This is a genomic window from Curtobacterium sp. NPDC098951 (genome assembly GCF_044759965.1).
In the GTDB taxonomy this organism is placed as follows: domain Bacteria; phylum Actinomycetota; class Actinomycetes; order Actinomycetales; family Microbacteriaceae; genus Curtobacterium.
In genome coordinates, this window is record NZ_JBIWAG010000004.1 from 209621 (window position 1) to 221198 (window position 11578).

The 11578-nt window shown below is 72.2% G+C and carries 6 protein-coding genes; 5 read left to right on the plus strand and 1 reads right to left on the minus strand.

Annotated elements, in window-relative coordinates; translation table 11 throughout:
• Positions 1–20 precede the first annotated feature (20 nt).
• The 3 genes from ACIQUC_RS13415 to ACIQUC_RS13425 all read left to right on the plus strand — a co-directional run bounded on the left by ACIQUC_RS13415 (position 21) and on the right by ACIQUC_RS13425 (position 9386).
• Positions 21–1304, plus strand: a complete 1284-nt coding sequence (locus ACIQUC_RS13415; RefSeq protein WP_402267744.1) for a glycosyltransferase — start codon at positions 21–23, stop codon at positions 1302–1304.
• A gap of 730 nt (positions 1305–2034) precedes the next feature.
• Positions 2035–7602 carry a glutamate synthase-related protein gene (locus ACIQUC_RS13420; protein ID WP_402267747.1) on the plus strand — a complete coding sequence of 1856 codons (5568 nt, stop codon included), beginning with the start codon at positions 2035–2037 and terminating at the stop codon, positions 7600–7602.
• Positions 7599–9386 (plus strand): sulfite reductase subunit alpha, encoded by a 1788-nt coding sequence (locus ACIQUC_RS13425; RefSeq protein ID WP_402267750.1) that lies wholly within the window; start codon positions 7599–7601, stop codon positions 9384–9386. The genes ACIQUC_RS13420 and ACIQUC_RS13425 overlap by 4 nt, the downstream gene beginning before the upstream one ends.
• A gap of 269 nt (positions 9387–9655) precedes the next feature.
• Here the strand turns inward: ACIQUC_RS13425 and ACIQUC_RS13430 are convergent, their stop codons facing one another.
• Entirely contained in the window at positions 9656–10042 is a 387-nt protein-coding gene (locus ACIQUC_RS13430; RefSeq protein WP_402267753.1) for an ATP-dependent DNA ligase, read from the minus strand.
• Between the two features lie 77 nt (positions 10043–10119).
• On the opposite strand from ACIQUC_RS13430, the gene ACIQUC_RS13435 reads away from it, so the two are divergent.
• Both ACIQUC_RS13435 and ACIQUC_RS13440 read left to right on the plus strand, forming a co-directional pair.
• Positions 10120–10542, plus strand: coding sequence for an ArsR/SmtB family transcription factor (locus ACIQUC_RS13435; RefSeq protein WP_402267756.1), 423 nt, complete (start codon positions 10120–10122; stop codon positions 10540–10542).
• Positions 10542–11528: an SRPBCC domain-containing protein gene (locus tag ACIQUC_RS13440; protein ID WP_402267759.1), complete on the plus strand. Its 987-nt coding sequence runs from the start codon at positions 10542–10544 to the stop codon at positions 11526–11528. The genes ACIQUC_RS13435 and ACIQUC_RS13440 overlap by 1 nt, the downstream gene beginning before the upstream one ends.
• Positions 11529–11578 lie beyond the last annotated feature (50 nt).

Below are 11578 nucleotides of genomic sequence, written 5' to 3' on the forward strand. Positions count from 1 at the left end.
CCGTATGCCCGCTGTCGAGCATGTGCGGTATGACGGAGACGAACCAGACCCTCGACATCGACATCGTCGTCCCCTGCTACAACGAGCAGGACACGCTCGCCGCGCACGTCCGCCGCTTGCACACCTTCTGCCGGACGTCGCTCCGGAACACCTGGCGCATCACGATCGCGGACAACGCCTCGACCGACGACACCGCACGCATCGCCGACGACCTCGCCGCGATGCTCCCTGACGTGCACGCGGTGCACCTCCCCGAGAAGGGACGAGGACGGGCACTCAAGGCGGTGTGGGCGGCTTCCCCCGCCTCGGTTCTCGTGTACGTCGACGAGGACCTCTCCACCGACCTCGCGGCCCTGGAACCGCTCGTCGCTCCGCTGCTGTCCGGGCACTCGGACGTCGCGATCGGCACACGCCTGGCGGGGTCGTCGCGGGTGGTGCGCGGCGGGAAGCGCGAGTTCATCTCACGCTCGTACAACCTGCTGCTCCGCACGACGATGGGGGTGTCCTTCTCCGACGCGCAGTGCGGGTTCAAGGCGATCACCCGCCAGGCCGCGGAACACGTCCTGCCGCTGTGCGAGGACGACGCGTGGTTCTTCGACACGGAGATGCTCGTGCTGGCCGAGCACGCCGGACTCCGGATCCACGAGGTCCCGGTCGACTGGGTGGACGACGTCAACTCGTCGGTGCACATCGCCTCGACCGCGACCGAGGACCTCAAGGGGATGTGGCGCGTGTCCCGCGGGCTCGCGACCGGCCGGGTGCCGGTCGCCGCGGTGTACGACGCCATCGGCCGTCGCCCCTTCACGCCGCCGCACGTCGGGATCGTCGGGCAGGTCCTGCGCTTCGGTGCGATCGGGGTGCTGTCCACGATCGCGTTCGCCGCCCTCTACGCCCTGTTCCGTCCGGCGATCGGCGCGCAGACCGCCGACTTCCTCGCGCTCCTGGTGACCGCGATCGGCAACACAGCGCTCAACCGACGCTTCACGTTCGGGGTCCGAGGCCGGGCCGGGGCGGGACGGCACCACGTGCAGGGGCTCGTCGTCTTCGGCATCGCGTGGGCGATCACCTCCGGGTCGCTCGTGATCCTGCACGCGGCCGCGCCGGGATCGTCGCACGGTGCCGAGATCGTCGTGCTCACCGCTGCGAACCTCGTCGCGACGCTGGTCCGCTTCGTCCTGTTCAAGGCGTGGGTGTTCCGGTCGCGGCGTCGCCCGGAGATCATCCGACCGGGAACGACCCCGGCGGCGGACGCGAGCACGGCGGCGACCGAGCCGATCGAGGTCGAGGAGCGTCGCGCGGCCTGATCCCGTGCGAGGTCGTGCGGCCCGTGCGGGGTTCGCCGCACCGTGCGCACCGGCGCACGGTGCGGCCTTCGCCACTCCGTGCAGCCTCGGCCGCTCCGTGCCGCGCTACAGCCCCGCACCGAGCGGTCAGTGCCGCACCGGCCGAACAACCCCGCACCGTGCAGCCTCCGCGATCCCGATGGCCCGCGCGGGCCCGGCGCACAGCGGCGCACCGGCTCACCAACCTCGCACGGTGCCGCGCGCGCCAGCCCGTGCGCGCTCGACCGCTCCGTGAGCGGCTACAACCCCGCACCGAGCGGGCAGCGCCGCACCCATCGAACAACCCCGCACCAGCCGAACCAACCCGCACCGTGCGGCGCGCGCCAGCCCGTGCGCGCTCGACCGCTCCGTGCGCGGCTACAACCCCGCACCGAGCGGGCAGCGCCGCACCGGCCGAACGAAGCCGCACCGTGCGCCGCTCGCCGCCCGCCCGCGCCGCCCCGCACCCGCACCCGCCCGCCCGCGCCGCCCCGCCCGCCGGCGCCGCCCGCCACCCGCCGCCCGCGCGCGGAGCCGCCCCGCGCCTCCTGGCTGCGCCGTGTTGCGCGGGCGGTATACCGCGCCGTAGCATCGCCTCACCGCACCACAACCCCACAGGGCCCGACTGCCACCACCGGTCTGCCCGCGGCGAGCGCTCCACTGATGCAGCCTGGCCGTCCGCTGCCGGCAACGCCCCACTGGACCTGCACACGTGAACCCCTCCTCCTTCGGTCTCTACGACCCTGCCCGCGAATCGAGCGACTGCGGCGTCGGTTTCATCACCCGACTCGACGGGACGCCGAGCCACGACGTCATCCGCAAGGGCGACGAAGCGCTGTGCGCCATCCCCCACCGCGGCGGCAAGTCCGCCGAGGGCGTCGGCGACGGCGCAGGCGTGAGCATCGACCTGTCGGTCGAGTTCTTCAGCGCGATCACCGGCGTGGAGCTCCGCGCGGGCCACTTCGGCGTCGCCAACTGCTTCGTGCCGAGCAGCAACGGAGCCCACGCCGACGACGAGCGCGCAGCAGCCCAGCAGACCGTCACGGACGCCATCGAGCAGCAGGGTTTCGAGCTGCTCCTCGTCCGCGACGTCCCGGTCGACCACTCCGTCGCCCGTCCCGAGGCCGAGCAGTACCAGCTGCCCATCGTGCAGTGGGTCTTCCGTGCCCTCGAGGCCTGGACGCGCGACGAGGTCGACGCCGCCGCCAACCGCGCCCTGCTCGCGATCGAGGCGGTGTCGTACGGCCAGGCCGCCGCCGCCCGCGCCGAGCACGCCGCCCTGTACCCGCTGTCGCTCAGCGCCCGGACGCAGATCCTCAAGGGCCGGCTGAACTCCGGCGAGGTCATCGGGTACTTCACCGACCTACGGGACCCGCGCCACTCGGTGCGGACGCTCTACTTCCACACGCGCTTCTCGACGAACACCGAACCGCACCCGACGATGGCGCAGCCGTTCCGGCTCATGGCGCACAACGGCGAGCTCAACACCGACCGCAAGAACCGGCTGTCGGACGAGGCCCTCGCCCGTGCCCGCACCCGGAGCATCGTGCGGCCGCCGGGACAGTCCGACTCGAGCCGCCTCGACCAGACCCTGCAGAGCCGCGTGTTCGACGACGGCCTCGAGATCGTCGAGGCCGTCGTGACGCTCATGCCCCCGGCGTGGGAGAACGACCGGACCCTCACACCCGAGGTCCGGGACATGCTCGAGTACTTCTCGCTCTACGAGGAGAAGAACGACGGCCCGGCAGCGGTGATCTTCAGCGACGGCGACGTCGTCGGTGCCCGGCTCGACCGGCTCGGCCTCCGCCCGCTGCGCTCGGTGCAGACGGCCGAGTACCTGATGGTGTCGTCGGAGGCCGGCCAGGTCGAGTTCGCCGCGGACGAGGTCGTGCACCGCGGGCGCATCGAGGCCGGCGGCATGCTCGTCGTCGACCACCGCACCGGCACGCTCATGCGCACCCGCGAGGTGCTCGAGATGCTCGCGGCCCGGAAGCCCTACGGCGCCCTGCTCGACGCGGCGCGCGTCAACCTGGACGACGTCCCGGCGCCGGAGTACCAGCGCACGACGACCACGCTCGGCTACGAGGGCGACCTGTCGCTCGCGGGCCGCTACGTGGCGTACTCGCTGAACCAGGAGAGCTTCCGGTTCATGCTCGACCCGATGCTGCAGAACGGCTCGGAGCGGATCTCGGCGATGGGCTACGGCAACGCCATCAACGCGCTCAGCGACACCGAGGGCGGCATGGCGAAGTACTTCTCGCAGCGCTTCGCCCAGGTCACGAACCCGCCGCTCGACTCGATCCGCGAGGCCGACGGCATGTCGATGCGCGTGGCACTCGGGGCGAAGCCGGACGGCACGGGCACGACCAGCCGACAGCTGGTGGTGCAGTCCCCGATCCTCGGGCACCTCGACATGGTGCGCCTGCGCGAGCAGGACATCGTCCCGCTCGAGCGCTTCGAGATGCTCTACGTGCCGGTGCTCGGCGACGAGCAGGCGAACGCCGACGCGGTCCGTTCCGCGACCGAGCAGCTCGCCGAGGCCGTGACCGCGTTCGCCGAGCGGACCGGCGGGATCGCCGTCCTCACGGACCGCAACGTGTCCTCGACGCACGCGGCCCTGCCCGTGATCCTCGCCGTGGCCGCCGTCAACCAGCGACTCATCGAGACCGGGCTGCGGCTGCGGGTGTCCGTGGTCGCCGAGTCCGGCCAGCTCCCGTCGTCGCACCACGTGGCGACGGCCCTCGGCTTCGGTGCCGCGGCCGTGTACAGCCTCAGCGCACGCCTCCGTGCGGAGGAGAAGTACCCCGCCGCCCCCGCACCCGCCGGTGAGCTGACCGCGACCGACCTCGCGCTCAAGCGCTTCCGGAAGGCGGCGGAGAAGGCCCTCGCGAAGACGATGGGCCGCGTCGGGCTCTGCACGGCCGAGAGCTACATCGGCGGCGAGTTCTTCGAGCCGAACTACCTGGACACCCGCGACGACCTGCTCGCCCGGGTCTTCCCGCACATGCAGGCCCCCGTCGGCGGTGTCGGGTTCGCCCGCATCGCCCAGGCCGCCACGGACTGGCACGAGCGCGCCCGCACGGTCGCCTCCGAGGGCCAGGTGCCGATGCTCGGGCTCTTCAAGGAGCGTTCGGACGGCGCCGGGCACTCGTTCGGTGTCGCGAGCGTGCGCGGCTTCGGCGGCATGACCGAGGAGCGTCCGTCGTTCGAGCGCTCCGGCGACTCCGAGGCCCTGCGGCTGCTCACCCTCGGGCAGCTCGACGACGCCTTCGGCATCACCGACACGGCGTACCGCAACACCGGCTACGACCGGCTGAGCGACGCCGAGATCGACGCGCACCGGATCACGCCGGGCTACGTCACGTTCCTGCAGACCACGCACGACGAGCGCTCGCGCCGTCCCGCGGCGCTCCGCGACGTGCTCGCCCTGCCCGCGGACGTGACCGGCATCGACACGGCCGAGGACTTCGCCCGCGAGCTCGGCCGCTTCTCGACCAGCGGCAACGCCAGCGTCACGGTGCGCGGGCTCTCCGGCTCGCGTCCGTCGGACGACCAGGACCTGCCTGGAGGCACGGCGCGCTTCCGCCTCGAGCTCACGTCGACGGGGACCACGGGTGCACTGCGCCACGCCGCCCTCGCGGACGGCCTCGCGCTGCTGCACCCCGGCCAGGTCGACGTCGACTCCGTCGACGACGCCCAGGTGACGCTCCGCGCCACCGGCTCCGCCGTCGAGCTGCTCGCCCTGTTCGAGCACGCCCCGGCGAGCGTCCCGCTCGACGAGGTCCAGCCGGCGCACGAGATCACCCGGACCCTGGCGTCCGGCGCGATGAGCCACGGCGCGCTCGTCGCGACCGCGCACGAGGCGGTCGCGCACGGCACGAACATGGTCGGGGGCATGTCGAACAGCGGCGAGGGCGGCGAGCACCACTCCCGCTACGGCACGATCCGCGGCTCGCGGATCAAGCAGTTCGCCTCCGGACGCTTCGGCATCTGGGCGGGCTACCTCGCCGACCCGATGCTCGAGGAGCTCGAGATCAAGATCGGCCAGGGCGCGAAGCCGGGCGAGGGCGGCCAGCTGCCCGCGCCGAAGGTCACGGTGGACATCGCCGCGGCCCGTGGTGGCACGCCCGGCGTCGAGCTCATCTCGCCGCCCCCGCACCACGACACGTACTCGATCGAGGACCTCGCGCAGCTCATCCACGACTGCAAGGCCGCCCGCGTCCGGGTGATCGTGAAGCTCGTGTCCTCCGAGGGCATCGGCACCATCGCGGTCGGCGTGGCCAAGGCCGGTGCCGACGTCATCAACGTCGCCGGGAACACCGGTGGCACGGGCGCCGCGGCCGTCACGAGCCTGAAGTACGCCGGCCGCTCGGCGGAGATCGGCGTCGCCGAGGTCCACCAGGCCCTCGTCGCGAACGGCCTGCGCCAGAAGGTCACGCTCCGCTGCTCCGGCGCGCACCAGACCGGCAGCGACGTCGTCACGAGCGCGCTCCTCGGCGGTGACAGCTTCGAGTTCGGCACCACCGCGCTGATGATGCTCGGCTGCGTGATGGCGAAGAACTGCAACGTGAAGTGCCCGGCGGGCCTCACCACGAACGCCGAGGCGTTCGAGGGCGACCCCCGCGCGCTCGCGCAGTACCTGCTGAACATCGCGCACGACGTGCGGCAGATCCTCGCCCGCCTCGGTCTGCGCTCCCTGCGCGAGGCCCGGGGCCGCACCGACCTGCTGCAGCTCCTCGACCACCCGGCGTCGGTCGGACGCCTCGACGTCCGGAACCTGCTCGCGCAGGTCCCGGAGAAGGTCGTGACCGACCCGGAGTACCTCGAGAAGGACTTCCACACCGACGACGCGCTGCTCGAGCGGGTCCGCACGGCCCTGGTCGACCACGAGCAGGCGCACGTGCTCGTGCACGGCGTCCTGCTCGGCAACAGCGACAAGTCCGTCGGCGGGCAGCTCGGCATCGACGTGGAGCGCCTGCTCAACCACGAGCTCCGCGACACCGACCTGTCCGGGCACCCGGCGATCACCACGGACGACCGCGGCCGCCGCCGGCTCGTCGACGGCGCGGTCACGATCCGCACGCTCGGCTCGGCCGGGCAGTCCTACGGCGTGTTCAACAACGACGGCATCGTCCTCGAGCACACCGGAACCGCGAACGACGGTGTCGGCAAGAGCCAGAGCGGCGGGCGGATCATCGTCCGCGCCCCCGGCGGCGGGAGCACCGGGCAGGGCGGCAACGTCCTCGTCGGCAACTTCGCGCTGTTCGGCGCGACCGGCGGCCGCACGTTCGTCGAGGGCGAGGCCGGCGACCGGTTCGCCGTGCGCAACTCCGGGGCGACCGCGGTCGTCGAGGGCGTCGGCGACTTCGGCTGCGAGTACATGACGGGCGGTGCCGTGTTCAACCTCGGCGCCTTCGGCAAGGGGCTCGGCAACGGCATGTCCGGCGGGTTCCTGTACCAGTACGACCCGTCCGGCGAGGTCACCGAGCGTGCGAGCACCGATTCACTCCTGGTGTTCCCGGTCACCGACACCGAGCGTGGGGCGTTCCACGAGGCAGCGGCGCGCCTGCTGCTCGAGTGGCACCTCGAGGCGACGGGCTCGGCGCTGGCCGAGCGTCTGCTCGCCGAGTGGGAGACCACCCGCCAGCACGTGTACGTCGGCATGCCGCGGGCGCTCCTGCTCACCCAGGACGCCGACGAGATCCTCGCCGCCGCGACCCGCCCCGAGCTGCTCGACGAGCTCGCGAACTCGGTGGCGACCGACAAGCTCCGTGCGTTCAAGGTCGACTACCGCGACCGGCGCACCGTGCTCGACGGCCGTGCCCCCGCGCTCGGCGACCAGGGCGACGACATGTTCTCGCTGCTGTCCTCGTACACCGTGCTCGGGGTCGCGCAGGACGTCGCGCAGGAGCGGGTCCCGGGCGCCGGCCCGAACGACCCGCGCGTGACCGAGGCCGTGAAGAACCTCGTCCTGACCGAGGACTTCCAGGTCAAGCAGCGCGTCGTGAAGTACCTCCGCAGCACGTTCGACCGGTTCGCGGACGACGAGCTCGCGACCCTCATCGCCGTCAAGCGACTCGACGACTCGAAGCGTGCGCTCGCGCAGCGGAACAACCGCAGCACGGACATGCCGGGCACCACGGGGTGGATCATGCACCAGAACGCCAAGAACGCCGGACGCGTCCGGGCGGCGCGCTTCGACGAGCTGCTCGCGAACGCGGCGCTCGAGGACATCGCCGGCCGTGCGCCGCAGGCCCCGACCGAGGTGGTGTCGGCATGAGCACCCTCCCTCCCACCGGACAGCTGATCCCGGTCGACGCCCCGTTCTCCGCGGCGCAGGAGTCCTGGCTCGCGGGGTTCATCGCCGGGATCGCCGCCGCGGGCAAGCGGGCCGCCGGTGGTGCCCCGACGACGACGGTCGACGTGCTGTTCGGCACGCAGACCGGCAACGCGGAGTTCCTCGCGGACGAGCTGGTCGCCGGCGCGAAGGCGCGTGGCCTCGGTGGCCGCACCACGCCGCTCGACGCCGTCACGCCGGAGCAGCTGGCCGGGATGTCGCACGTGCTCGTCGTGACCTCGACGTACGGCGAGGGCGAGTTGCCCGACAACGCCGGCCTGTTCTGGGACGCGATCCAGGCGACCACCGTGCCCCGGCTCGAGGGGCTGCAGTACGCCGTCCTCGGGCTCGGCGACACGAGCTACGACGAGTTCTGCCAGGCCGGCAAGCTCCTCGACACCCGCTTCGAACAGCTCGGCGCGACCCGCATCCACGACCGCGTCGACTGCGACGTGGACTTCGAGGACCCCGCCGCGCTGTGGACCGCCGCGGTGCTCGACCGTCTCGCGGCAGAGGCCGGCGCGCAGCCGAGCGCGTCCGGCCCCGCCGGCGACCCGGCCACGTCGGCGACCGCGACCGGCGGGGCGGGCGCGAGCCGTGCCTCCCGGCCCGGTTCCCGGTGGAACAAGCGCAACCCGTACCCGTCGGCCCTGGTCGAGAACCGGCTGCTCTCCTCGCCGCGCAGCGCGAAGGAGATCCGCCACTACGAGTTCGACCTCGGCGACTCCGGGATCGAGTACGCGGCGGGCGACGCACTCGCCGTCGTGCCGACGAACGACGAGGTGTTCGTCGGCGAGCTGCTCGAGCAGGTCGGCGCGAACGGGTCCGAGACGCTCGACGGCCGCGCGATCACCGAGGTCCTCCGGACGGACCGCGAGATCCGGACGCCCTCGAAGGACCTCATCGCGGACCTCGTGCAGCGCGCCCCGTCGTCGGAGCTCGCCGCCGTCGTCTCCCACGGCGACAAGCACGAGCTCGACCGCTGGCTGTGGGGTCGCGACGTGCTCGACCTGCTCCGCGACGCGGGACCGGCGGCGCCGGGACTCGACGAACTGCTGCCGAACCTCCGGCCGCTGCAGGCACGGCAGTACTCGATCTCGTCGAGCCCGTTCGCGCACCCGGACCGGATCCACCTGACGATCGCGTCCGTCCGCTACGGCGACCCGCACCGCATGTACGCCGGCGTCGCCTCGACCTTCCTGGCGGACCGGGTCGACCCGGACGGCACGGTCGACGTCTACCTGCAGCCGAACGCGTCGTTCGGCGTGCCGGCGGACGACAGCGCACCGATGATCATGGTCGGACCGGGCACCGGCATCGCGCCGTTCCGCGGGTTCCTGCACGAGCGCGCCGTCTCCGGGGCGACCGGGCGGAACTGGCTCTTCTTCGGGGACCAGCACCGCGACACCGACTTCGTCTACGAGGACGAGCTCACCGAGCTGCAGCAGCAGGGCGTGCTGGACCGACTCGACCTGGCGTTCTCGCGCGACCAGGCCGAGAAGGTCTACGTGCAGACCCGGATGCTCGAGCACGCCCCGGAGCTGTACGCCTGGCTCGAGGACGGCGGCCACTTCTACGTGTGCGGCGACGCCTCACGCATGGCGAAGGACGTCGAGCAGGCGCTCCTGACGGTCATCGCCAGCCAGCGGGGTCGGGGCGAGGACGACGCGCAGGCGTACCTCGCCGACATGCGCCGCGGCAAGCGGTACGTCCGCGACGTCTACTGAGCGGCGGGGGCGGCGCCCGGCACACGACCGGGCGCCCGCCCGTCGCCCCGGTGCGGAACCCGAATCCACGACCGGGGCGACGGCGAGGGGGCGCTGTGGGCCGGGAGGCCCCTGATCCGGGACTCCTCGCACGATGCGTGGTTCCCCCCTCCGACCGCGGAGCCACCGTCACCGGATCCCTGGGCCGGAGTCGATCGCTCGCGCGGTACGCCCACCGTAGTCAGTCTGCACGGACGTGCGCGACCCGTTGACCGCCCACAGACCGTGTGCTATTGCGCGTCCTCGGTACCGGAGTCGTCGTCGGCATCGCCCGGCACCACCGCACGGGACCACGCGGAGTCGTCCGCGGTGCTCGTGTCCGACGGCTCCGGGGTGAGCACGAGCCCTGCGCCCGACGTCGCTGCAGCGTAGAGGTCCTCGAGCCAGCTGCGGTTGATCCGGGGCACCCGGCTGCCGGAGAACTTGAAGTGCAGACTCACGTTCGGGTGCAGCCAGATCGTGCTGCGCCCGTTGCCGTGGACGGCGTCGTCCTTCCACGAGAACGCGAACCGGTGCTCCCGCCGGAGCATGTTCACGATGACGATCTGCAGGTGTGTGAGCGCTCGGTCGTCGATCCGGAGGTCGAGCGGCTCTCCGTCGTAGATGAGCTGACCCATGCGTCCTTGTACACCGCGGGGGTTGTGCGGCGGGCAGGACCGTCGTAACGTACAACCGGATGGTTGTACGAACCGAAATGAGCGATGCCGATGTCGACCGGGTCTTCCACGCCCTGGCCGACGCGACCAGACGCGACATCGTCCGTCGCACCCTGGTCGGCGAGGCATCCGTGAGCGCACTCGCGGACGCCTACGCGATGTCGTTCGCCGCCGTCCAGAAGCACGTCGCCGTCCTCGAAGGAGCGGGACTCGTGACCAAGGAACCCCGGGGCCGCACCCGCATCGTGCGCGCCGAGCCGGGACAGATCGATCGCGTCCGTGGGCTGCTCGACGGCTACGCGGACCTCTGGCGCGGCCGGATCGAGCGGCTCGACGCACTGCTGGGAGAAGACCGCACGCCGCTGGGAGAAGACCGCACGCCGCTGGGAGAAGACCGCGCGCCGCTGGGAGCCCATCGCGCACCGCGCGGCGACGATGACCGAACGCAAGGGAGCCGATGATGCCGACCACTTCCGTCCACACCGACCCCGAGGAGCTCACCGTGACCCTCGTGGCCGAGTTCCCCGTCCCCGTCGAACGCCTCTGGGCAGCGTTCGCGGATCCCCGGCAGCTCGAACGCTTCTGGGGCCCGCCCGGGTTCCCCGCAACGTTCACCTCGTTCGACCTGCGCCCCGGCGGCGTCGCCCACTACCGGATGACCTCGCCCGAGAACGAACGGTTCCACGCACTCTGGCAGGTGTCCGAGGTCGACGAACCCCGCCGGATCGCCTTCCGCGACCTGTTCTCCGACGCCGAGGGCACGGTCGACGACTCGCTGCCCGCGAGCGAGACCGTGCTGTCGTTCGACACCGTCGACAGCGGGTCACGGGTGACGGTGCTGACGTCGTTCGCGTCCGCCGCCGACCTCGACGCCATGCTCGAGATGGGCATGCTCGACGGCTACGAGCAGGCGTTCGGGCAGCTCGACACGGTGCTGGCCGACCTCCGCGAGTACGCCCTCGGCCGGGGCACGGTCACCGAGATCGTGGACGACACCCACGTGGCCATCACCCGCGCGTTCCGGGCGCCGCGGCACCTGCTCTGGCGCGCGTACACGGAGCCGGAGCTGATGCGGCGCTGGCTGCTCGGCCCGGACGGGTGGGAGATGACGGTGTGCGAGGACGACCTGGTCGTCGGCGGATCGTTCCGGCAGGCCTGGGCGCCCGTCGGGGACACCGAGGGCGAGGCGTTCGGGTTCGAGGGCGAGCACCTCGTCATCGAGCCGGAACGCCGCATGGTCACGACCGAACGGATGACCGGTGCGCCGTTCCCGGCCAACGTCAACGACCTGCAGTTCGACGAGGCCGACGGCGTCACGCTCATGACGCTCCGCATCACCTACCCCGACCGCGAGCAGCGGGACATGATCCTCGCGACCGGCATGACGGACGGCATGGAGACGAGCTACCAGCGTCTGGAACGCGAGGTCCTGTCCACAGCGGCGTGAGTCGTGCGGGACGGGAGGGACGGTGCCAGCGGGCACCGCGCCTCCCGTCC

Coding starts and splice junctions, on each gene's coding strand:
- ACIQUC_RS13415 (WP_402267744.1), top strand. CDS start 21: ATGTGCGGTATGACGGAGACGAACCAGACCCTCGACATCGACATCGTC.
- ACIQUC_RS13425 (WP_402267750.1), top strand. CDS start 7,599: ATGAGCACCCTCCCTCCCACCGGACAGCTGATCCCGGTCGACGCCCCG.
- ACIQUC_RS13430 (WP_402267753.1), bottom strand. CDS start 10,042: ATGGGTCAGCTCATCTACGACGGAGAGCCGCTCGACCTCCGGATCGAC.
- ACIQUC_RS13435 (WP_402267756.1), top strand. CDS start 10,120: ATGAGCGATGCCGATGTCGACCGGGTCTTCCACGCCCTGGCCGACGCG.
- ACIQUC_RS13440 (WP_402267759.1), top strand. CDS start 10,542: ATGCCGACCACTTCCGTCCACACCGACCCCGAGGAGCTCACCGTGACC.